Source organism: Nocardioides sp. Root140, from assembly GCF_001426745.1.
Lineage (GTDB): Bacteria > Actinomycetota > Actinomycetes > Propionibacteriales > Nocardioidaceae > Nocardioides.
Genome location: NZ_LMFI01000015.1, coordinates 1 through 22850 on the forward strand (window position 1 = coordinate 1; position 22850 = coordinate 22850).

Annotated in this window: 22 protein-coding genes; 13 read left to right on the plus strand and 9 right to left on the minus strand. The window is 68.6% G+C overall.

The genetic code is table 11. From position 1 onward, the window contains the following. Window positions 1-336: 336 nt before the first annotated feature. From ASD30_RS23145 to ASD30_RS23195, 11 genes are all read left to right on the plus strand, one after another. The gene (locus tag ASD30_RS23145) at window positions 337-1545 is read left to right on the plus strand and encodes an ABC transporter substrate-binding protein (RefSeq protein ID WP_056687771.1); all 1209 of its coding nucleotides are present in this window, start codon (window positions 337-339) and stop codon (window positions 1543-1545) included. 85 nt (window positions 1546-1630) lie between these two features. Continuing rightward, window positions 1631-2485, plus strand: coding sequence for a branched-chain amino acid ABC transporter permease (locus tag ASD30_RS23150; RefSeq protein WP_200951230.1), 855 nt, complete (start codon window positions 1631-1633; stop codon window positions 2483-2485). Further along, complete coding sequence (locus tag ASD30_RS23155) at window positions 2482-3525, plus strand: branched-chain amino acid ABC transporter permease (protein WP_056687775.1); 1044 nt, start codon at window positions 2482-2484, stop codon at window positions 3523-3525. Before ASD30_RS23150 ends, ASD30_RS23155 begins: the two co-directional genes overlap by 4 nt. Further along, a complete protein-coding gene (locus ASD30_RS23160) occupies window positions 3522-4223 on the plus strand; it encodes an ABC transporter ATP-binding protein (protein WP_056687779.1) in 702 nt (233 codons plus the stop codon). Before ASD30_RS23155 ends, ASD30_RS23160 begins: the two co-directional genes overlap by 4 nt. Then, window positions 4220-4915 (plus strand): ABC transporter ATP-binding protein, encoded by a 696-nt coding sequence (locus ASD30_RS23165; protein WP_056687783.1) that lies wholly within the window; start codon window positions 4220-4222, stop codon window positions 4913-4915. Before ASD30_RS23160 ends, ASD30_RS23165 begins: the two co-directional genes overlap by 4 nt. A 127-nt stretch (window positions 4916-5042) precedes the next feature. Continuing rightward, on the plus strand, window positions 5043-6260 hold the full coding sequence (locus ASD30_RS23170; protein WP_056687786.1) for a CaiB/BaiF CoA transferase family protein: 1218 nt from the start codon (window positions 5043-5045) through the stop codon (window positions 6258-6260). After that, window positions 6257-7069, plus strand: coding sequence for an enoyl-CoA hydratase/isomerase family protein (locus tag ASD30_RS23175; RefSeq protein ID WP_056687789.1), 813 nt, complete (start codon window positions 6257-6259; stop codon window positions 7067-7069). Before ASD30_RS23170 ends, ASD30_RS23175 begins: the two co-directional genes overlap by 4 nt. A gap of 5 nt (window positions 7070-7074) precedes the next feature. After that, a complete protein-coding gene (locus tag ASD30_RS23180) occupies window positions 7075-7920 on the plus strand; it encodes an enoyl-CoA hydratase/isomerase family protein (RefSeq protein ID WP_200951231.1) in 846 nt (281 codons plus the stop codon). Between the two features lie 7 nt (window positions 7921-7927). Further along, the gene (locus ASD30_RS23185; RefSeq protein ID WP_056687792.1) at window positions 7928-8980 is read left to right on the plus strand and encodes a phosphotransferase family protein; all 1053 of its coding nucleotides are present in this window, start codon (window positions 7928-7930) and stop codon (window positions 8978-8980) included. A gap of 1 nt (window position 8981) precedes the next feature. Next, window positions 8982-10010 carry a DUF7064 domain-containing protein gene (locus tag ASD30_RS23190; RefSeq protein WP_056687795.1) on the plus strand — a complete coding sequence of 343 codons (1029 nt, stop codon included), beginning with the start codon at window positions 8982-8984 and terminating at the stop codon, window positions 10008-10010. Between the two features lie 6 nt (window positions 10011-10016). Beyond that, window positions 10017-11147, plus strand: a complete 1131-nt coding sequence (locus ASD30_RS23195) for an epoxide hydrolase family protein (protein WP_056687799.1) — start codon at window positions 10017-10019, stop codon at window positions 11145-11147. Window positions 11148-11215: 68 nt separating this feature from the next. Here ASD30_RS23195 and surE read toward each other — a convergent pair whose 3' ends face one another. From surE to ASD30_RS23240, 9 genes are all read right to left on the minus strand, one after another. Continuing rightward, window positions 11216-11998 (minus strand): 5'/3'-nucleotidase SurE, encoded by a 783-nt coding sequence (surE, locus tag ASD30_RS26980; protein ID WP_162251046.1) that lies wholly within the window; start codon window positions 11996-11998, stop codon window positions 11216-11218. Beyond that, on the minus strand, window positions 11995-12540 hold the full coding sequence (locus ASD30_RS26985) for a hypothetical protein (protein WP_056687805.1): 546 nt from the start codon (window positions 12538-12540) through the stop codon (window positions 11995-11997). The genes surE and ASD30_RS26985 overlap by 4 nt, the downstream gene beginning before the upstream one ends. Continuing rightward, a complete protein-coding gene (locus tag ASD30_RS23210; RefSeq protein WP_200951232.1) occupies window positions 12537-13820 on the minus strand; it encodes a phosphotransferase family protein in 1284 nt (427 codons plus the stop codon). Before ASD30_RS23210 ends, ASD30_RS26985 begins: the two co-directional genes overlap by 4 nt. Next, window positions 13817-14827 (minus strand): DUF7064 domain-containing protein, encoded by a 1011-nt coding sequence (locus ASD30_RS23215; RefSeq protein WP_056687810.1) that lies wholly within the window; start codon window positions 14825-14827, stop codon window positions 13817-13819. The genes ASD30_RS23210 and ASD30_RS23215 overlap by 4 nt, the downstream gene beginning before the upstream one ends. A 9-nt stretch (window positions 14828-14836) precedes the next feature. Beyond that, window positions 14837-15607 carry an ABC transporter ATP-binding protein gene (locus ASD30_RS23220; RefSeq protein ID WP_056687813.1) on the minus strand — a complete coding sequence of 257 codons (771 nt, stop codon included), beginning with the start codon at window positions 15605-15607 and terminating at the stop codon, window positions 14837-14839. After that, complete coding sequence (locus tag ASD30_RS23225; RefSeq protein WP_056687816.1) at window positions 15576-17210, minus strand: branched-chain amino acid ABC transporter ATP-binding protein/permease; 1635 nt, start codon at window positions 17208-17210, stop codon at window positions 15576-15578. Before ASD30_RS23225 ends, ASD30_RS23220 begins: the two co-directional genes overlap by 32 nt. A 3-nt stretch (window positions 17211-17213) precedes the next feature. Continuing rightward, entirely contained in the window at window positions 17214-18104 is an 891-nt protein-coding gene (locus ASD30_RS23230; RefSeq protein ID WP_056687819.1) for a branched-chain amino acid ABC transporter permease, read from the minus strand. 1 nt (window position 18105) lies between these two features. After that, window positions 18106-19257, minus strand: coding sequence for an ABC transporter substrate-binding protein (locus tag ASD30_RS23235; protein WP_056687822.1), 1152 nt, complete (start codon window positions 19255-19257; stop codon window positions 18106-18108). A 157-nt stretch (window positions 19258-19414) separates the two neighbouring features. Next, window positions 19415-20683 (minus strand): PucR family transcriptional regulator, encoded by a 1269-nt coding sequence (locus ASD30_RS23240; protein WP_056687825.1) that lies wholly within the window; start codon window positions 20681-20683, stop codon window positions 19415-19417. Window positions 20684-20837: 154 nt separating this feature from the next. On the opposite strand from ASD30_RS23240, the gene ASD30_RS23245 reads away from it, so the two are divergent. Beyond that, window positions 20838-21587, plus strand: coding sequence for an SDR family NAD(P)-dependent oxidoreductase (locus ASD30_RS23245; RefSeq protein WP_056688218.1), 750 nt, complete (start codon window positions 20838-20840; stop codon window positions 21585-21587). An 83-nt stretch (window positions 21588-21670) separates the two neighbouring features. Then, on the plus strand, window positions 21671-22810 hold the full coding sequence (locus ASD30_RS27800; protein WP_056687828.1) for a LuxR C-terminal-related transcriptional regulator: 1140 nt from the start codon (window positions 21671-21673) through the stop codon (window positions 22808-22810). The last annotated feature ends 40 nt before the right edge of the window (window positions 22811-22850 follow it).

Sequence of the window (22850 nt, forward strand, 5' to 3'; positions counted from 1 at the left end):
GAGCCCGCACCCGACCTCGCCGGCAAGCGGGTCGGCATCTTCGGCCTGATCGCCCTGGGCCCGCACGTCTTCGGCTACCGGACGGCCACGATGCTGACCCCTCCCACAATTGTCGGATAGGCCGAGCAGGCGGCCCCTGCTCGGTAACCCACGAATCTTGTGAGTGAGGCCCCGGCCCGCAACCCCGCCGACTACGACGGGGTCACGTCATACCGTCTAAGGGGCAGAGAGACCCCCCTTACTAGGGTCGTATGTATCTAATTATCAGACCATACTTTCGTGATGTGGAGCACACCGGCACGGGTCGGTGCTACCCGAGTGGATTGGAACACCATCATGAAACGACAGCTCATTGCGGCCGCGGCGACACTCGCGCTGGCCACCACGGCAGCCTGCGGCGCCGCCAGCACGAACTCGGGAAGTGATGGCGGGGACACGATCAAGATTGCCCTGATCCCACCCACCAGCGGGGCCCTGGCCCAGTTCGGGACCGACGCGGTCAACGCCTGGAAGACCGCGGCACGTCTCGCCAACGACAACGGCGGCATCGACGGCAAGAAGGTCGAGCTGATCATCAAGGGGACCGACGCGGACCCCGCCACCACCCTGCGCGAGGCGCGGGAGGCGGCCACGAAGGACGGCGCCCAGTTCATCGGTGCCGTGATGACCTCCCCGGAGCACGCAGCGCTCAACGCCCAGCTGGAGGGCCTGAACGTGCTGTCCTTCAACGGACTGGGCAAGGACGACGCCCTCGTCGGTGAGCAGTGCTCCAAGAATGCCTTCCACGTCGTGCAGACCAGCAGCATGGACATCACCGGCCTGGCGTCGTCCATCTCGGAGCTGGCCGGCGACAAGTGGGCCATCATGGCCGTCGACTACGCCACCGGTCACAGTGCCGCCAAGAAGTTCAAGGCGGCAGCCGAGGCCGAAGGCAAGGAGGTCGTCCTCGAGCAGTTCGCTCCGCTGAACACCACGGACTTCGGCTCGTACATCACGAAGATCAAGGACAGCGGCGCCGACGCGGTCTTCGCGGTCGAGTACGGCGCCGACGGCGTTGCGTTCGTGCAGCAGGCCGACCAGTTCAACCTCGACAAGCAGCTCAAGACAGTCCTCGGCTTCAACATGGTCTCCGAGCCGCTCTTCAAGACACTGGGCAACTCCATCGCCGGCTACTACAACAACGTCGGCTACGACGTCGACGGCGACAACGCTCTGAACAAGGAGTTCGTCGCCGCCTACACCGAGGACCACGGCTCGGCTCCCTACTACGTCCCGGCCGACAACTTCCTGTCTGCCGAGACCCTGTTCGCAGGCATCGAGAAGGCCGGTAGCACTGACCCGGCCAAGGTTGCCGACGCGCTCCAGGACCTGAGCTTCGACAGCATCGTCGGCAACGTGACGCTGCGTGGCGCTGACAACAGCCTGATGCGTGACTCCTACCTCGGTGAGGTGGTCAAGGCCGGCAATGGGCTGAAGTTCAAGATCCTCACGAACTCCTCACCCGACGTGACCACGCCGGAGCCCGACTCCGCCTGCAAGAAGTAGCCACAGCGCGCCTTCGCCCACTCGACGTCGGCGCCCGCGGCCCACTCTTCGGAGCGGCGGGCGCCGACGCAATGGAAGGAAACTCGTGAACGCAGCACAGGTGCTCAACGGGCTGGCCCTCGGATCACTCCTGATGGTCCTCAGCTCAGGACTGGCAATGATCTACGGGCTGCGCGGCGTGGCCAACTTCGCCCACGGTGCGCTCTACATGTCCGGCGCCTACATCGCCTACTCGGTCTCGGACCGGATGAGCTTCGGCGCGGCCATCGTCATCGTCCCGCTCGCCCTGGCCGTGATCGGTGTGGTGCTCGAGCTGTGCTTCTTCCGGCCGCTGCAGCACCGGTCGCACATCGAGCTGGGCCTGATCACGTTCGGACTGGCGTTGATCGTCGAGCGCGTCGTGATCCTGGTCTGGGGTGAGAAGACCCTGCGGGTCGTGCCGCCGGAGTTCCTCCAGGGCACCAGCACCGTCTTCGGCGTCGAGTACCCCAGCTATCGCCTCGCGATCATCGTGATCGCCCTCGCCCTGGCGGCCGGCCTCATCCTGTGGCTGCGGCTCAGCACGGTCGGCCTGCACATCCGCGCAGCCAGCCAGGACATCGAGACCGCCTCGATCATGGGCATCAACGTCGACAAGGTGAGCCTCATCGTGGTCAGCCTCGGCTCGGCCCTCGCCGGACTCGCCGGAACCCTTGCCGCGCCGTACATCGCGCTCGACCCGGGGATGGGCAATGCCTTCCTGATCACCGTGCTGATCGTGGTCGTGGTCGGCGGCATCGGCAGCATCGCCGGCGCCATGATCGCGGGCATGGGGCTCGGCCTCATCCAGACCCTCAGCACCGTCTGGTCGCCGAGCTTCGCGGTGCTCGTTCCCTACCTCGCCCTGACCATCGTCCTGTTGTGGCGGCCCACCGGGCTCGCCGGGAAGAGGATTTCATGACCACCACCGCACCTGCCGACGACATCACCGGCGAGATGGTGGAGCCAGTCGTCATCAAGCGTCGCCCCGGCCGGATGCTCTTCGGGCTCGGCGTGGGCATCGCCGTCCTGCTCGTCGGGCTGGCCATCCCCTACGTCCTCACCGACACCTACCGGATGAGCCTCGTGCTCGACGCCACCATCCTCAGCATGCTGGCGCTCGGCATCGGGTTCCTCGCCCGGCACCTCGGCATGATCAGCCTCGGCCACGGCGCCTTCTTCGGCGTCTCCGCGTACGCAGTCGGGGTGGGAATCACCAACTGGGGTTGGAGTCCACTCACCGCAGTCGGGTTCGGGATCCTCGTCGGATCCGCGACCGCGCTGTTGATGGGCGTGCTCGTCGTGCGGGCATCCGGCTTCGGATTCCTGATGCTGACGTTGGCGCTGTCGCAGGCGCTCTACCAGCTCAGCGTGCAGATCTCGGCCCGTCCCTGGACGGGCGCGCACGACGGCAAGCTGATCGCCTACGAACCCGACATGACCTTCCTCGGCCTGACCCAGGCCGACCTGATCAACCCCGGCCTCTACTGGCCTTTCGCCTGGAGCGCTCTGGTGATCAGCGGGATCGTCCTGTGGATGGTCGGTCGCTCGAAGTTCGGCACCACCCTGGAAGGGATCAGGGAGAACGAGGAGCGGATGCGCTTCTCCGGCTACAACACCTTCCTGCCCCGCCTCGTCGCCTTCGTCCTCTCCGGTGCGGTGGCCTCGCTGGGCGGCGCACTCTTCGCGCTGAACGCGGGCTACATCTCGCCCCAGATCCTCGGCTTCACCCAGGCCGGTGACTCACTGATCGCCGCGCTGATCGGCGGATTCGGGATCATCCTCGGCCCGGTGCTCGGGACGTTCCTCTTCGTCTACGCCCAGGCCAACTTCAACTTCGGCGGAAACCTGCACCTGCTCACCGGAATCGCCCTGATCGTGGTCCTGGTCTTCATGCCGGGCGGCATCACCGGAGCCCTGCAGAAGCTCAGCCGACGCATTCGTGGAAAGGAACGCCGATGAGCATCTTCGAAGGCCGCGGACTGACGGTCAAGTACGGCGCCGTGGTCGCCCTCGACAACATCGACATCACGCTGGAGCCGGGCGTTGTGCACGGCGTCATCGGGCCCAATGGGGCAGGGAAGTCGACGTTCATCGACGCCCTGTCCGGCCGCAAGAGGCCCTCGTCGGGCAAGGTGCTGCTCGAACAGGCCGACATCACCCGTCGGTCGGCGCGCTGGCGGCGCAGCAACGGGGTCTCGCGGTCCTTCCAGCGGACCAGCGTCTTCGGCTCGATGACCGTCGGCCAGCAGCTCGAGATGGTGGCCCGCAAGAACGACGAGCCCGATCTCGACGGGATCATGAAGACGCTGGGCCTCGACGAGATCCGGGACCGGGTCTGCTCCGAGATCGCCTACGGCACCCAGCGTTCGGTCGACCTGGCCATCGCGCTGATCGGCCAGCCCCGCGTCGTACTCCTCGACGAGCCGTGCGCGGGTCTCGTCGCCGACGAGTCGGTGCGCATGCTCGACCACGTGCGCAACCTCTGCAAGGAGCGCAACGTTGCGGCCCTGCTGGTCGAGCACGACGTCGAGGGCGTCTTCCGGACCTGCGACGTGATCACCGTGCTCGACCTCGGCAAGCTGCTCGCCACCGGTGACCCGGCGTCCGTCCGTGCCGACAAGAACGTCATCCGCGCCTACCTGGGGAGTGCAGCATGAGCAGCCCGGTCCTTGAGTTCCGTGACGTGTCGGCGGCGTACGGCGGGGCGGTCATCCTGCAGGAGATCTCGTTCGCCATCAACGAGGGCGAGACGGTCGGACTGGTGGGCCGCAATGGCGCCGGCAAGTCGACCACCCTGATGTCGGTCTACGGCGTACCGAGCGTGAAGGGCGACATCCTGGTGGGCGGCAAGAAGGTCTCCGGTCGCGCACACGTGCCGACGGCGCGCGGCGTCTCGCTGGTCCCGCAGGGCAAGCGGATCTTCAGCAACCTGACGGTCGAGGAGAACCTGATGCTCGGCCGCGCCTCGGGCCGCAAGGGCACCTGGACGCTGCCGGCGATCTACGACCTGTTCCCCAACCTGGCCCGCGGCAAGAAACGCTCCGGCACGTCGCTCAGTGGCGGCGAGCAGCAGATGCTCGCGATCGGTCGTGCCCTGATGGCCGAGCCGGCGCTGCTGATGCTCGACGAGCCGACCGAGGGCCTCGCCCCGGTGATCATCGACGGCATCATCGAGGCGCTCAAGGAGATCCGCTCACGGGGGACGGCGCTGCTCCTGGTCGAGCAGCACATCGGGATGATCCAGAAGCTCGCCGACCGCTATCTCGCGTTGCGCAGCGGCCGCCTGGTCGGCGACGGCCCGGTGTCGCAGCTCGAGGACCGGGCCGTCCAGGAACTGATCGCGCTGTAGGCGGGTTGAGGGCTGAAGTGGTCGTCCAGCCAACCACTTCAGCCCTCAACCCTGCAGGTGGAGAGGTCCCCACTCCGCATGCCGCAAGTTATGGACTGACCATTGACACATCGCGTAGGCTGGTGACATGACGAAACGATCGTTCACAGGTCCGCTGGCGGGCCTGAAGGTGGTCGAGATCGGGAGTATCGGGCCGGGCCCGTTCTGCGCCATGCTGCTCGCCGATCTCGGCGCCGACGTCATCCGCGTGGACCGCACGAGCGGTGCCGCGCTGGTGGGCCCGAACGCCGACTTCCGCACCGAGGTGATGCATCGCGGCAGGCGGTCGATCGCCGTCGACCTCAAGCACCCCGAGGGACGCGACGTCGTCCTCGAGCTCGTGCGTGACGCGGACGTCCTGATCGAGGGGTTCCGACCCGGCGTCACCGAACGACTCGGCATCGGGCCGGACGACTGTGCCGCCGTCAACGAGCGCCTGGTCTACGGGCGGATGACGGGCTACGGCCAGGACGGACCGATGGCCCAGGCCGTCGGGCACGACCTCAACTACGTCGCACAGAGCGGCGTGCTCGCCCTGATCGGGCGTCCCGACCAACCGCCGACACCGCCGCTCAGCCTCGTCGGCGACTTCGGTGGGGGTGGGCTGGTCCTCGCCCTCGGCGTCGTCTCCGCGGTGTGGGAGGCGCAGCGTTCCGGCACGGGCCAGGTGGTCGACGCCGCCATGGTCGACGGCTCGGCCTTGCTCGGCGCCGCCTTCCACGGCTTCGTCAGCGGAGGCACCTGGGAGACCACGCGGGGCGCGAACATCGTCGACTCGGGGGCGCCCTTCTACGACGTCTACGAGACCGCGGACGGGAAGTGGCTCGCGGTCGCGGCCATGGAGGCGCACTTCTACGCCGAGCTCCTGGAGATCCTCGACATCGACCCGGCCAGTCTCCCGGACCAGAACGACCGCGCCCGCTGGCCCGAGATGAAGAAGGTGTTCGCGGACGCCGTACGCACCCGGCCGCGCGACGAGTGGGTCGACCGGGCCGACGGCCGCGGCTGCGTCTCGGCGATGCTCGAGGTCGAGGAGTCGTGGGAGCACCCGCACAACGTGGCGCGCGGAACCTTTGTCGACGTCGCGGGCATCACCCAGCCCTCGCCCCAGCCCAGGTTCAGCCGCACCCCCGCCGAGGTGGACGGTCCTCCGGCCGCGCCCGGCGAGCACACCCTCGAGGCGCTTGCCGCCTGGGGAGTGCCCCATGACCGCATCGAGAAGTGGACCCGGTCCGGTGCGATCGCCCAGACGGATCCCCCATCCACCGACAACACGAGTACCCACAAGGAGAGCCTCAGAAGATGAAGAGCCTCGAGAGGTCCTACGAGACCCTGCGGTTGCAGGAGGTCAGTCCCGGCGTCGTCGTCGTGACGCTGGACCGGCCCGACCGCTACAACGCGATGACCAACCAGATGTTCGCCGAGCTCGAGCGGATGGCGCTCGACCTCGACGACGAGGACAGCCTCCGAGCCGTCGTGTTGACCGGTGCCGGCAAGGCGTTCTGCGCCGGCTACGACCTGGCCGACGCCGAGCACCTCTCGAGCCTGGGTGCCATGGGCATGCTCAACCAGCAGGAACGTGCTGCCCGGGCCCTGGTCGCCGTACGGTCCATGCGGGTGCCGGTCATCGCCGCCGTCAACGGAGCTGCTGCCGGAGGCGGCCTGGCGCTCGCCCTGCAGGCAGACATCCGGATCGGCACGCCGGCCGCGAAGTTCAACGCCGCGTTCGTCCGCATCGGCCTGTCGGCCGGCGACCTCGGCACATCCTGGTTGCTCACCCGGCTCGTCGGGCCGGCGGTGACCAGTGACATCGCGTTCACCGGCCGCATCGTCGAGGCGGAGGAAGCCGAGCGGATCGGCCTTGTGAACTCGATCAGCAAGGACGACGAGCTGCTGGACGACGCCCTCGCGCTGGCCGCCCAGATCGTCTCGAACAGCCCCGGGGGAGTGCAGCTCTCCAAGCGTGCGCTGCAGGCGAACATGGAGGTCGGCTCGTACGCCGCCGCGCTCGAGCTCGAGAACCGTGGCCAGGCGCTCCTGACCCGCGGATCGGACATGCCCGAGGCCCTCGCGGCCTTCAAGGAACAGCGCCAGCCCGTCTTCACGGGGGAGTGAGTGAGATGACCGTGACCGACCGACCCCAGCAGGCAACCGTGGCCGTGGACTTCCCGCCCCTCCAGGAGCTGACCTTCGAGGTCCTCGAGGGAGACATCGGCGTCCTGCGGATCAACCGACCCGACCGGATGAACAGCCAGACGATCCGGATGTTCAGTGAGTACGGCGAGGCCGCGTTCGCCTTGCGCGACGCGCCCCTGCGCGCCCTCATCCTGACCGCCACGGGTGACCGCGCCTTCTGCGCAGGCTTCGACCTCGACGAGATCCACCGGATCACCGAGATGGGCGTGCGTGAGTTCCTCAAGTTCCAGGAGATCGCCACGGGTGGCATCCAGGGCATCAGGCACCTGCCGTTCCCGGTGATCGCCGCGATCCACGGACCGGCGACCGGTGGCGGGCTGGCCCTCGCCCTGGCCGCCGACATCCGGCTTGCCGCGCCGACGGCCAAGTTCAGCGCCGCCTTCGTGAAGGTCGGGTTGTCGATGGGCGAGCTCGGCACGTCGTACAACCTGAGCCGCCTGATCGGCCCTGCGAAGGCAGCCGAGATCGGCTACACCGCACGCATCGTGAAGGCCGACGAGGCCGAGCGGATCGGGCTGGTCAACCGCGTCGTACCCTCCGACGAACTCTTCGACGAGGCCCTGGCAATGGCCCGGATGATCGCGCAGAACTCGCCCGGTGGAGTCCGCATGTCCAAGCGAGCGATCCAGCGCAACCAGGAGATCACGTCGTACGCCGCGGCGATCGAGCTCGAGAACCGCGGCCAGGCGCTGATGTCGCGCACCACGGACATGCCCGAGGCACTGGCCGCGTTCAAGGAGAAGCGGGCACCCCGCTTCACCGGGGAGTGAGGACGCGATGAGCGACTGGGACTGGTCCGTCGAGGAGCGCGGCCGACTCGCCGCCTTCCTCGAGAAGCGAGGCCTGTCCTCGGGTGAGGTGACCACGCAGCGCATCGGTGACGGCCACTCCAACCTCACCTACCTGGTCTCCGACAGCACCGGACGCCAGGTCGTCGTACGCCGTCCGCCGCCACCGCCGACCCCGCCGGGTGCCCACGACATGTTGCGCGAGGCCCGGCTGGTCGGGGCCCTGGCGGGAACGCCGGTCCCGGTCGCCGATGTCCTGGCCACTGCAGAGGCCGATGAGGTCATCGACGTGCACTTCTACGTGATGAGCTTCGCCGCCGGTCCGGTCGTCACCACCGAGTCCCCGGCACCCCTCGACACTCCTGAGGTGCGGCGCCGGATCGGCGAGACCCTGGTCGACACGCTGGCCGACCTGCACGCCGTCGACTGGCGGGCCGCCGGGCTCGCCGACATCGGCAAGCCCGAGGGCTTCAACGCCCGCCACCTCAAGCGGATGGCGCGCCTGGTGGCCGACGACGACGGGAAGCCGCCGCCGCACTTCGCGGAGATCGACGCCTGGCTGCAGGTGCATGTCCCGGCCGAGTCGGGCGCGGCGATCGTGCACAACGACTTCCGCATCGGCAACGTCGTGCTCGACGCGGACCGGCCCGGCGAGATCAAGGCGGTGCTCGACTGGGAGCTGGCCACCATCGGTGACCCCCTGTTCGACCTCGGCTACTTCCTGAGCAGTGTGCCCGACCCGGAGGAGCCGCTGACTCCGACCGAGGAGCTGGGCACGGCCATGCTCGAGGACGGCTACCCGACCCGCAAGGAGCTTGCTGCCCGCTACGCGGATCGCACCGGCGCCGACCTCGGTGAGCTCGACTGGTACACCGCGCTGGCCCTGTGGAAGCTCGCCGTGCTCTACGAATACGGCCGCCGACGGGCCGCGCGCGGCGTCGGCGACGACTACTACGCCGACCAGGCCCTCGTGCAGTCGTTCCTCGATGCCGCCCACCACACCGCCGGACTGCCCCCTGCCCCTGCTCCACCGGAGGACTGAGATGACCAACCGATCCAACGAGCCGTTCCACGACCCGATCGTCACGCCCGACGAGCTGGACGGCCTGCCCGAGAAGTTCTTCGACCGGTTCGTCTTCAACTTCCACCGGACCGACGGTTCCCGGCCCTCCATCATCGTCGGCCTGGGCCTGCACCCGCTGCGCGACACCGTCGACGGCTTCGCCCAGCTGAGCACGGACACCGAGCAGCGCAACGCCCGCTACTCGACCGAGCTCTCGGCGACGTCCTGGGACACCTGCGGGCCCTTCTCCTACGAGGTGGTCGAGCCCAACACGACCTGGCGGCTGAAGCTCGCCGACAACCCGACCGGCCTGACCTTCGACCTCACGTGGCACGCGCGCACGCCGGCCTGGTGGGGCGACATCGACGTCACCAACCCGAAGGGTGAGACCACCTCCTTCGCGCACCTCTTCCAGTCGGGGTACGCCGACGGCACGGTCACCATCGACGGCGAGGAACAGCGCGTCGAACAGTGGTACAGCCAGCGCGACCGCTCCCGCGGCGTACGCACGATGCAGGGCGGCCAGGGCCTGCACATCTGGTACCAGGCGCAGTTCCCGGATCGCTCCGTCGGCTTCCTGCTGGTCGAGGGCCGCGACGGCTCACGGCTGCTCCTGGAGGGCGCGGTGATGCACACCGACGGCCGGCTCGACGAGATCACCGACGTCAAGCACGACCTTGTCTTCGACGACCAGCTCGACCTCAAGTCGGGACTGGTGCAGGTGACCACCGCGTCCGGCGACGTGCTGCCGATCGAGACCGATGCCTCTGGTGGTGGCGGGCTGATGGCCGGCGCCGGGTACGGCGGCCACCACGGCGAGGCGCTGGGCGTCGACCACGTCGAGGGGGAGACCTGGCCGCTCGACGGTTCGGTCACCCAGCGCACCGTGGACTCGTCGCTCACCGACCGACTCGCGTCGTTCACGCTGGACGGCGTGGACGGCTCGGGCATCTTCGAGTTCGCGCTGACCCGTTCGTCGTCGTACTCCTACGTGCCGACGCTGGTCTGACTGGCCATGGCTGAGCCGCGGCCCTTCACACCGAGCCTCGACCCGGAACAGGTCACTGACCTGCGACTCCGATTGAGCCGGACCCGGTGGCCTGAAGCGGCCACCGAGCCCGACTGGGCCCAGGGCCCGCCGTTGGATGAGATGAAACGGCTGGTGGCCCACTGGCAGGACGGTTACGACTGGGAGCGCTACGCCTCCCGCATTGCCTCGGTGCCGCAGGTGCTGGTGGAGATCGACAGCCTGGACATCCACGCCGTGCACGCCCGGTCGAGCGACCCTGAGGCGATCCCGCTGTTGCTGACCCACGGATGGCCGAGCACCTGTTTCGAGTTCCTCGACGTCATCGGGCTGTTGACTGAGCCGGAACAGGGCCAGGCCTTCCATGTGGTCTGTCCGTCCCTGCCCGGCTACGGCTGGAGCGCGAAGCCGACCGGGCCGGGTTGGGGTGTCGAGCGCACCGCCGATGCCTGGGTCGCTCTGATGGAGGCCCTGGGCTACTCCCGGTTCATCGCTCAGGGTGGCGACTGGGGTGCGATGGTGACCACCGAGCTCGGCGTACGCCACGCCGACCGCCTGCTCGGGGTGCACCTGACGATGCCCATGGCTGCCCGCGAGGAGGGCGATGAGGACGGCGCGTCAGAGCTTCAGCTGGCGGGTGTCGAGCGCGAGGGCCGATTCCGCAGGCACGGCCACGGCTACAACCTGCTCCAACGCACCCGGCCGCAGACCATCGGTTACTCGCTCGCCGACTCTCCGGTGGGTCAGTGTGCCTGGATCGTGGAGAAGCTCAAGGATTGGTCAGGCGTCGATCAGGACGGGCACTGCCTGCTTGATGACGACACGATGCTCGACGTGGTCTCGACCTACTGGTTGACCGGCACCGCTGCGTCCTCGGCCCGCCTCTATCGGGAAGCGGTCGGGCTCGACCGGGCGACGTACGTCGACGTGCCGACAGGCGTCACCGTCTTCCCGCACGAGATCATCCGTCCGCCCCGTAAGGCTGTGGCCAGGCGTTACCGCGGGTTGACCTACTGGAGCGAGCAGGATCGTGGCGGCCACTTCGCGGCCGCCGAGGTCCCGGAGTTGTTCGCCCAAGAGATCCGGGCCTTCGTGGCTGGACTCGGTCCGGGCCGCTGAGGATGTCTGCTGCGCGCGGACGACGCCCCTGCGTGCCCGCGTCGGTGGACAGGGGCGTCGTCGTCACGTCATGACCTGACCGTGTCGATCCAGCGTTTGCACAGGGCGTCGGCAAGGGCATCGACCGGGCTGGCGGATGCCCAAGGGGGCGAGACGGCGCTCAGCGTGGCCCAACCCGCGTGCAGGTGTGCGGCGTCCGTCCCGGGCGTGAACGGCGGCTGGTTCTGCCAACGATGGACGACGAACGCGTCCCCTTCCAGGACGAACCCGACGTCGCTCACCGAGATGTCCGAGAATGAAGCTGCGCTGATCCCGTCGAGCTCTGCCAGGGGCAGGGCCGGGACGTTCAGGTTCAGCGCGATCGGCGGCAGGGACTCGGCCTCTGCCAGTTCAACGAGCCAAGCGGCCAGTACGGCGGCGGTGGCGAAGCCGTCGGCATCGGCCCTGGCCGTACTCACGGCGAGACCGGGGACGTCGTGGCTGACAGCGGTCAGGGCCGCTCCGACCGTGCCCGAATGCAGGACCATCCGGCCGGTGTTGAACCCCGGGTTGATTCCCGAGACCACGAGCTCCGGCGTCCAGTCGAGGGCGCCGGCGCACGCCGCCTTGACGGCCAGCGCCGGCGGGGCGTCGATGGCTCGGGCGGTGATGCCGGGCAGGCCGTCCAGCACCACCGGTTCGATCGGGATCCGGGCGTGGTCGACCACGGTGGCGAACCCGGCGGAACTGCCGCTGCGCTCGCGCGCCGGCCCGAGCACGTGCACCTCGTGCCCGGCCCGGGTCAGTTCTCCGGCGAGTGCGATCAGACCGGGTTCCCGAATCCCGTCGTCGTTGGTGACCAGAATCCTCAAGACGCCGTACCGCTCGGTGTGGACCACAGGTCGGCGAGCGGTGTCACCGATTCCGGATCCGGTTCGAACCCGAACGGGAGATACCACGCGCTCTCCAGCTCGACCAGCGGCTCCATCCCGGACAGGATGCTGGTGCTGATCCGTTCCTGCACTGCCTCGGGAGCCGCTGCGGCCTCGCGCACGAGGGTCCGGACGCTGCCCCACAGGGCATCCGAGGCCGCCTGGAGGTCCCGGGTGTGGGTAGCCGCGTCTGCATGCGCGGCGGCGGCCGTGCTGAGCGCACGGATCATGGCGTCTCCGACCCGGTCGGAGACCTGGTGGGCGTCCTTGAGGAGGGATCGCGCGACGACCATCTGGTGCTCCAGCTCGTAGCGGTGCCGGGCGTGGACGTCGTACAGCCTGGTGCGCAGGAACTCCAGGAAGTCGATGGTCAGCCGGAGCTGCTCGGCGGCCTGGGGGTCGCTCGGGTCGACCGCCGGGGTGACCGTGTCCCGCAGGGACTTGATCGCGGCGCGGAGGGTGTTCTCGCTGTGGTCCTTCATGTGACTGGCTCCTTGAGCAGATCGATCAGCACGCGGGAGATCACCGGGACCATGCCCTCGACCCGGGTGAGCAGGATGTCTTGGTGCGACTTGCCGAGCCGCGCGATGCGATAGCTCGAGGCCATCGTGGACACGATGATCGAGAAGCAGCACAGGACCTGGTAGAACCGCAGGCGCTCCGGATCGACGGTCAGACCCGACACCTCCTCGTACGTCGTGAAGAACTCGTCGAGGGGAACCAGGCCGCAGACCCAGTAGGTGCCCTCGGCGTCGTAGTGGCCCATGGTCGGGAGCGTGATCCAGGCGAGGTCTCGGTGACGATCGCCGATGAGCCCGCGCTCCCAGTCGAGCCAGGCGTTGATCCGGCCGCTGTCCTCGTCGAACAGGAAGTTGCCGCTGCGGAAGTCTCCGTGGACCACGCTGGCGACGTCGAGGGTCGGCAGGTTGCGGCGCAACCAGCGGGCGGCCACCTCCATCAGCGGGCTGTCCTCCCCACGGTCCTCCTCCCAGCAACGCAGGGCGTGGTTGACCGCCCACTCGGCGGCCTGGGTGGTGCCTGCCTCGGGGACGGCGAGGGTGCTGAACTCGTGACCGCGGAAGTCGGCGTTGTGGATCGCCGAGAGGTGCTGGAGGTACTGCGGGGCCAGGAGTCTGCGGTGGTCACCGAAGTTCGTGCCCAACCCGCTGATCTTCCCGGTCGTCGCGACCCGGGGCTTGGTCACGCCTTCGGCGAAGGCGTAGATCAGCGCTGGCTCGGGGAAGAACTCTCCCTCGGCATCGATGAAGTACGTCTCCGGGACGGGGACCGTGCCCTTGAGCAGGCGCAGCAGCTCGAACTCCCGGGCCCGACTGGTCGCGTTGGAGCCCTCAGAGGGATCCATCCGCACCACCATGTGGTCCGACCGCGTCGACCCGTCGGGCTCGCGGCGTTCGAGCACGAAGCCGACCTGGATCTTGGAGACCCCGCCGGTGAACCAGTGCAGGTCCACAACCTCGAACTCGACGTCGCCGAGCTCATGGCGCAAGAAGGTCTCCAGATGCTTCGCGAGCTCTTCGAGGGAGGGCCGTTGGTAGGCGGGCCCCGACCGGTGGTGCATCTTGCGGGTGAGGGTCCGGTCGATCTCGGGTTCGGTGGGGAACGTGCGTCGCACCTCGTCGATGAAGGCCGCCGACGGGGCGTCGCGTACGTCGAAGTCGACGTCCCAGATGAGGTCCACACCGGGGTCGTGGTCAGGCCCCGTCTGGTTCGCGGGTTCCGTCTCGTCCATTGACGCCGTCATGCCATCTCCTGTCCGGCCAGGCCACGGTGACGGCCGTGCTTCGACATGCGTTCGGCCAGGTAGTCGAGGCCATAGATGTCGGCCATCTCGCCATAGCCGACCTTGTCGCCCCAGTGATAGCGGAACATGCCTTGGTAGGCCACGTGCGAGGGGTTGAAGCTGTGCCACGGGTGGCTGGAGATGGCGGCGCCGAAGAACTCGTAGGTCTCACCCCGGTCGTCGGTGGCCACGATGTGGTTGCTGATCGCCAGCATGCTGGTGTGCTCTGCGGTGATCTCGGCTGCCACGATCGGTCGGACCTCGCCGTTGCGGCTGACGAACCCGAACCGCAGGCGTTCATAGGTGACCTTGCCGGCGTTGATCGAGATCAGCACGGCCAGGTGCATGGCGAGCTCGGGGCCGAAGTTCACCGAGACCCATGCGACGGACCGCGTACCGGTCTCCAGGCGAGGGCCCCAGCTGTGGTCCATGCCGTCATAGCAGTCGATGGTGTACTTCTTGCCGCGCAGCTCGAGCTCACCGGTGATGTGGCCCTTGACCTCGAAGTGCCCGTTCTCCCACTCGTCGCCGTGGCGGGTGTCGCCGGTGGAGCGGTCCTTCTCCAGGAGCGGGTTCTGGTCGGGGTCGCCCGGATCGAACGGCTCGTGGAGGGCACGGAACGACAGGTCGAAGGAGCATGCGCCGAGCACGTTGCGGTAGGTGGCGTCGTACTCCTTCGGGTTGGGCGTGTTCACGCTCAGCCCGTTGGGCAGGTCGAACTTGCGGAACGACTCGGGGCACGGCAGGTGAACCTGCGGGTCGGTGAAGTCGATCTCATAGGGCTGGTGGCAGAAGCCCTGGCCGACCAGGATCGAGGATGTCGCGACTCCGGCATTGGGGCGTGCCAGCACGTAGACGTTGCCGAAGATGTTGTGCTCGGGGATCGAAAACGGGACGAACATCGTCTCGGTCCACGTCCGGTCGTTCGGGTCGCGGGGGTGGAACTCGGAATCAGCGTCGGTGATCATCTTGTCTCCTCAGTTGGCGCCGCTCGAGGCGGGCACGGGTGGTTCGGGGGTGGCCGACCCGAGATAGGCCTCGGTCAGCACGTCTTCGGGCAGGGAGCTGGCCGGCCCCGCATGGACGACGCGCCCGCGGGAGAGCACGACGACCTCGTCGGCGACGGCCAGGGCGGAGCGGTTCTGCTCGGCGAGCACGACGGCGGTCTCCCCGAGGGTGGCGCCGTGCTCCTTCAGGAAGCCGTAGATGGTCTCGACCATCACCGGGGCCAGGCCCATGCTGGGCTCGTCGAGGAGCAGCACGTCGGGTCGTGCGACGAGCGCGCGACCGATGGCGACCATCTGTTGCTCGCCCCCGGAGAGCAGTGCCGAGGGTCGGTCCCGCAGCCGTTGAAGTGGTGGGAACAGGTGGTAGACGCGTTCGATGGCCGCCGTGCGGTCGCGTGGCTCCAGCCGTCGAGCGCCACCGGCCGCGACCTGCAGGTTCTCCTGCACGGTCAAAGGTGCGATGACCCGACGGCCTTCGGGAACCAGTGCGACGCCACGATGGGTGATGCGGTGGGTGCGTGTCGTCGAGATGTCCGCCCCGAACAGGGTGACCCGCCCGGAGACCTTGGTGGCCTGGTTGCAGATCGCCCGCAGCAGGGTGGACTTGCCTGCGCCGTTGGGGCCGAGCAGGGCCACCACGCGCCCGGGGTGGGCGGTGAAGGACACGTCCGTCACCGCCCGCACGTGGCCGTAGGAGACGCTCACTCCCTCAAGCGAGAGCGCCGGAACCGATGTAGGCATCGATGACCTCCTTCGAGTCGAGCACGTCGTCGGGTGAGCCCTCGGCCAGGACACGGCCGAAGTCGAGAACCATCAGCCGGTCGCAGAAGCGCCGCATCATCGCGACGTCGTGTTCGACCAGCACCACGGCCAGGCCATGGCGCCGAGCGGCGTCGACCGCGGTGAACACGCCCTCGCGTTCCGTCGGGCTCATCCCTGCCGTGGGCTCGTCGAGCAGGAGCACCCGCGGGTTCCGGGCCAGGGCCCGGGCGATCTCCACCTGCCGGCGTACGCCGTAGGGCAGCTCGCCCGCCGGCACTCCCGAGATCTGGTCCAGCCCCATACGGACGAGCAGTTCGCGGGTGGCCTCCGATCGGCGTGGGACCTGGGGCGGGAACCCGAGGGCGACGTTGGCGGCGACCGACTTGTCGTCCATCAGACGAATGGTCTGGAACGTGCGGGCGATGCCGGCGCGGGCCAGGAGGTGCGGCCGGCCCCACAGCAGTGCCAGGGGTACGCCGTCCACTGCGCCCGTGCCCGAGCTCGGGGTGTAGGCGCCCGACAGTGCGTTGATGAGCGTGGTCTTGCCGGACCCGTTCGGCCCGATCACGCCGAGCACTTCACCTTGTCCGACGGTGAGCCTGACTCCGTCGAGTGCGTGGACACCGCCGAAGGTGACGCGCACGTCGTCGGCGTCCAGGGCGACCGGGCCGATTCCGGCGGGAGCGTCCCCGGGCCCCGGCACCACGGGCGATCCGGCCTCACCGGGTGCGTCGGACCGACGGAGCCGGGCCAGGAGCCGTGACAGCACGCCGAGGATGCCGCCGGGGGCGAAGGCAACCACGAGCACGATGATCAGCCCGTTGACCAGCACCTGGTACTCGGCGAAGCCCTCGAGGGTGAAAGGCAGGCCGAAGATGACCAGGGCGCCGACGAACGAGCCACCCACGAACGTCATGCCGCCGATCACGACAACCGCCAGGAGCTTGGTGAGCAGGTCGAAGTTGAACTGACCCGGGTCTATGAATCCAGCGGTGTGCGCCTGGAGGGCGCCGGCCGTGCCCGACAGCAGACCGGAGAGGCCGAAGAGCAGCGTGCGGACGCGCACCACGTTGATGCCCTGGTGCTGGGCCATCAGGGTGTCGACGCGCATGGCCGAGATCACCAGACCGTGCCGGGAGCGGCGCAGCCACACCAGGGCGACGGTGGCCAGCAGGACGGCCCCACAGATCCACAGGTCGGTCACCTCGCGGGAGATCCCCACCTTGCCCTGGGAGCCTCCGGTGAGCGGGACGTTGAGCACCGCGACCCGGACCACCTCGGAGAACGCGATGCTGGCGATGGCCAGGTAGATCCCGTTGAGTCGGGCGACCAGGGCCGCCAGAAGTACGCCGACCGCGCCCGCAATGACGGCTGCTGCTGGTACCGCCAGGGCGACAGGCACTCCCATGTCGACCGAGAGGATCGCCGAGCCGTAGGACCCGATCGCCATCAGGCCGACCTGCGGCACGGCGAAGATTCCCGCGCTGAGCAGGACGTAGAGGGCGAGCGAGACCAGCACCAGGACGAGCGCGTCACGGACGGCGAAGTCGTAGACGCCGAAGAGGGAGAGGAAGTCGTCCATGGCTCAGACCCTCGCCAGCTCGGAGCGGGTGTGGAACAGGCCCGTGGGCCGGACCACCAGGAAGCCCAGCAGGAGGGCGAAGACGACCAGGTCCCGGTAGGAACTGTCCAGGTAGCCCGTGGCGTACGTCGATGCGACACCGATCAGCAACCCGCCGGCGAGGGCGCCAGCGACGGAGCCGAACCCGCCGACCACCATCGCCGCAAGGGCGATCACCAGGTAACCGGATCCCAGGTCGGCACTGACCACGTTGAACGCCGTTGCCACCATTGCGGCGGCCAGACCGGCAAGCGCTCCCGAGGCGAAGAAGACGCCGGCACTGACCCGGTCGACGTTGATGCCGAGCAGGGAGGCCGTCTCGCGATCAGCAGCCACGGTGCGGACCTCGCGGCCTGCCTGGGTGTGCGCCATGCCCCAGGCGAGCAGTGCGATCAGCCCGATCGAGACGACCACCATGGTGGCGTGGAGCGTGGTGATCCGCACGGGCCCCAGTTCGAGCGGGCTGACCGGGAAGACCCCGGCGGGCATCCGCTCGACCGCACCGTCGAGCAGGTGGTGGGCCACCTCGACCAGGATGATCAGCCCGCCCATGCTGGAGATGAAGGCTGCGAGCTCGGCGTCCTGCCGCTTGAGCAGATGGCGGATCAGCAGGAAGTAGGCGGCGACATTGAGCAGTCCGGCCGCCAGCATCACCACGGGGAGCGTCGCGACCAGGGGCCATCCGAGTCGCGTGGTGAGGTCCCACGCCACGACGGCTCCCCAGGTGAAGACGGCGGCGTGGGCCACGTGGAAGATCCGCAGGCTGGCCATGACCAGGCCGAAGCCTGATGCATAGAGCGCGTAGACGCTTCCGAGCACGATGCCGTTCACCGTCTGCTGCAGCCAGAAGTCCATGTCAGTTGCTCGCGACCTGCATGGAGCCGTCGTCGGCGAAGCTCGCCATCACACCCTCAGAGACGGCGGCGCCGTCCTTGGTGAGTTCCAGGGAGAGGATGCTGTGCTCCGCGACCAGGTCGCTCGTCGACGCCGCGGGGATCGCATCGCGGAGGGACGCGCCGTCGACGTCGCCGTCCTCGTCAGCAGCCAGGATGGCCGCCGCGACGGTCCAGCCGACCTGGTAGCCCAGGGCGCTGTACGCCGTGGGGGACTCGTCGTACTTGTCGGCGTACGCCTTTTCGAACGATGACCCGCCCTGCATGCCCGGCGCCCAGACCTGCGGGAAGACGAAGTCGTCGGCAGCGTCTTCGGCGACGGTGTAGGTCTCGCTGCTGATGGCGACCGTTCCGGCCCGGATCACGTGGTCGAAGCCGCCGGACTGGTCCATCTGCAGCATCAGGTTGCCGGCTTGGGCCGGGAGAACGGACAGCACGACCGCGTCGACGTCGTCGTCGCGAAGGTTGGCCAGTACCGCCGAGAAGTCGGTGTCGGTGGAAGCCACTTCCTGTCGGGAGTCGAACCCGCCGGGGAGGCCCTTCTCCGTGGTGTCAGCGAGGGTGGCGAAGGAGGGGTTGTCGCTGGCCACGATGACGCCGACTCGCTTGGCGCCGTGCTCGGTGAGGTACTGGCCCATCGCCGTCGTCGGGGTGCCGAGGTCGGTGAAGCGGAAGGCGAAGCCGTCCTTGTTCTCCAGCTCGCTGCCGGCACCGGAGAGGAAGGCGATCTTGTCGTCGTTGGCCAGTGGCGCGACTGCCTGGCCGAGCGGGCTCTGGGAGTCGTTGATGACAATCGGTGCGCCGGCCTGGCGCAGCTTGTTGTAGCCGGTGACAGCCGAGGTGACCTCCGACTTGGCGTCCTGTGTCTGGATCTCCACCTTCACGTCGGCGTCGTCGAAGGCGGCCTTGGCTTGCTGCAGGGCGAGCTCGAAGCCGTGCTGGAAAGGAACCCCGAACGACGTGGCAGCGGGGCCCGAGAGATTGGCCAGCAGGCCGACCTGAACGGCATCGGAGTCACCGGCGGACGGACCGGCACAACCGGTCGCGGCCAGCAGGACACCGATGGCGCCCGGCACGATGAGCCGGGACAGGCGGCGGGTGGGTTTCATGGACATGAGCTCTCCTTGGTTCCGGTGGCGCAGGTCACATGGCCTGGGCGATACCGGAATGTAGGAACGGGGCGAGAAGGGGGTCAAGGAATCGTGGGTTCACGGCCGGACGGCGGTTGGAGTAACCCACAACCCGTTCAGCCCAGGGCTGTGCCAAGAGCCTTCAGGCGAGTGTTCGCAGCGTCGATTCGGTGCCACGACCGAACCGTGGAACGGCGTGGTGGCCCTGCAGGCGGAGCACGAGGAGGGCAGTCTGCACGCTCAACTGGTCATTGGGGGTCGACGCGACGTCCAGCCCGGTCAGGTCATGCACCCGGGACAGGCGATGGCGCACGGTGTTCTCGTGCACCTGCAGGACCGTGGCAGAGTCCCGGATGCTGCGTCCCGACTCGAAGAAGACCTGCAGGGTCTTCAGGAGCATGCGCATCGCCTCGCCGCCCTCGAGCAGCGGGCCGACCACGTCATGCACGTAGATGCGCACGGAGTTCTCGTCGCTGTTGGCGACGAACAGCCGGGCGGGGCCCAGCTCGTCGCAGCCCACTGCCCTGGTGTCGGGGGAGCCGTAGCGGTCGAGGCACCGGGCCACTTCGCGCGCCTCACGGTAGGCGCGGCGGAGTTGCCCCGGCCTGGTCACCGACGACAAGCCGGCAACGGCCTGTTCGTCCCCCATGCGCTCCAGCCCGTCGATGACGGCGCCCTTGATGCGGTCGAGGAACGGGGCATGGGCGGAGTCCTCGGGAACCTTGACTGCAAGCAGCACGCCCTCCGAACCGCGGATCGGGAGTATCTCCACCGCCAAGTCCTTGGCGACCAGGTCGGAGAGGCGGCCCGCGTCGACGGTCGACCCGGAGGAACGCCCGCGTTCGAGCACGAACACCACCACGCGGTCGGCGGCCAGGTCGACGCCGAGGTACTCGGCGCACGCACGCAGGTCCGCGTCGTACGTCGTGCTGCGTACCATCTGGCGGCCCAGGTTGGTGCGCGCGTTCCACGCCACGCGGGCCAGCCGGCGCTGGGCAAGGTACTCCCCGCGCACATGGATCGTGGCGCGGTCGGCGATCCAGACGAGGTCCTCAGACGAGTCGTCGGGGTCGTCGCAGGCAAGGACCAGATAGGCAAAGAGGTGCCCGTCGTGCGCGACCGGTGCGATGACGTGGCGCCGCAGGGGAAGTCGTCGGTCACGTGGCAGCACCGTGGCGGAGATCGGTGGTTCGCCCTGGGACCCGATGGCCGCGAGGAGGCGTCCGAGCCGCGGGATCGATGCCTCGCGTCCGGTGGGGACGGAGCTCGCCACGATGCGCTCGTCGGGGTCGATCAGATAAGCCACGGTGTCGGAGACGGCCGAGATGGTCGCGACCAGATCACGCAGCGACCCGCCTTCGGCTCTCGTGTCGGAGAGCCTGATTTCCACCGCGAGTTGGTCGGGGAACATCTCGCCTCCTGTGGGGAACTGACTCACAATAGAATGGTCAGACCTAAAACGTCAACGGGTGGGCAGGTCGTCGAGGTCGGCTCGGGTGTGGGAGGCTCCACCCCTTGCTGGACGCCGGAGCGCCGCCATGCCCGGCATCCGGCAGAGTGACTCCATGGATCTCGATCTCAACGGCAAGGCGGCTCTCGTCACCGGCGGCAATCGCGGCATCGGCCTCGCGGTGGCGAAGGCGCTCGGCCGGGAAGGCGCCCGCGTGGCCCTTCTCGGGAGGGATCGGCAGAGCCTGGCCGAGAGTGCCGCAGGGGTCGGCCCGGGCACTGTCGTCGTCCGTGCAGACACCACGCAGGATGTCGAGGTTCGTGCTGCCGTCGACCGGGCCGTGTTCGAACTGGGACGGCTGGACATCGTGGTCAACTGTGCGGCGCCCCGCGCCACTCCCGGTCAGGTTCCGGGGCTGGCCGGCCTCGATGACGACGACTTCCTGCGGCAGATGGACACCAAGGCGCTTGGCTACGTGCGCGTCGTCCGGGCGGCCGCACCTCACCTCGAGGCCGCCGGTAGGAGCGCCGTGGTGAACGTCAGTGGGATGAACGCGCGTCTCACGGGCTCCATCACCGGCTCGGTGCGCAACCTCGCGGTCGTCGCGATCACCAAGAACCTTGCCGACGAGCTGGGCCCGTTCGGCATCTCGGTGACGTGTGTCCACCCAGGCCTGACCGTCACCGAGCGGGTTGCCGACGACGCCGCGTACGCCGAGCAGGCCGCGGGCAATGCGTTGGGTCGGCCGGTGACCGCGGAGCAGGTCGCCGACGTGATCACCTTCCTCGCCTCGCCGCGGGGAGGCGTGGCCAACGGGTCGGTGATCACGGTCGACGGCGGCCGCCCGGGCGTGATCTGGACCTGATCCCTCCGGGGGTGCGCATCAGGACAAAAAGGTCGTACCATTGCCGACACCAGTCCGATCCAGAGTGTGCCGAGAGGGGACTGATGTTCGACGAACTTGCCGAGCGCGTGCATGCGGTCCTGCGCCTGACTTCGGGCCTCACGGCGGAACCGGGCCTTGCGGCGTTCCATGCAGTGGGGGGCATTGAGTCCCTGAACCACGCCCTGGATCGCGCTGACGCGACGCTGAGCGGCTGGCTGGCCGCCCACCCACATGAGCAGGTGCGAGCAGGCGCCGTGGCCAACGAGGTGGGGGCCGTCCGCCTGCAGGTGCAGACCCACGAACTCACCCGCCGCCGCGAGTCGGTCGACGCCTTGCAGTCCGCCTTGCGTCGCATGCGTACGGCTGGCTCGGTCGAGGCGCTCACTGCGCAAGTGCCCCGGGAGGTGTCGGCGCTCGGCTTCCGGCGCGTGCTCTTCTCCTGGGTGGACCAGGCCCGCTGGGTGCCGGTGTCGACGTACACCGCGAGCGGGCCAGAAGAGGCGCGGGCGATCATGGCCGCGGGCGACGCGCCCTACTGGCACACCCGCGACCTGCTCGAGGCGGCGATGATCCGGCATCGGCGCTCGATGCTGGTCCGCGATGCGCTCGACAACCCTCATGTGCACCTCGACATCCAGGCCGTCATGCACTCGACGTCGTACGTCGCCGCGCCCCTCATTCGGGGGTCGAAGGTGGTCGGATTCGTGCACGCCGACCAGAGCGTCGAGGGCGCGGAGCTGGACGGGTTCGACCGTGACCTGATCAGCATGTTCGTGGAGGGACTGGGCCTTGCCTTCGAGCGCGTGGCGATGCGGGAGGAACTCGACAGTGTTCGCTCCCGTCTGGGGCGCCAGGCCTCGGCCCTCAGTGACCTGGTGGCGCAGATCGGAGACATCGATGCGACCGAGCCCCGCACCTCTGCAGTGGAGGAGCCACGTGGGGAGGTGGCGTTTCCCGCGTCGTCCGAGTCCGTGCCGCTCCGTCTGGGAGAGGGGCTGACTCGACGCGAGGCGCAGGTCTACGCGCTGCTCGGCGACGGCGTCAGCAATGCCGAGATCGCCGACCGGCTCTACATCGCGGAGGGCACGGTCAAGACCCACGTGAAGCACGTGCTCCGCAAGGTGAGTGCCGAGAACCGGGCCCACGCCGGGGCGCTCTATCGCTCCCGTCCCCGCCGGGAGCCGGGGTGGACGGAGGGGTAGGAAGCCACCCCTCGAGGGGGATGAGCCGCAACCCCCGATC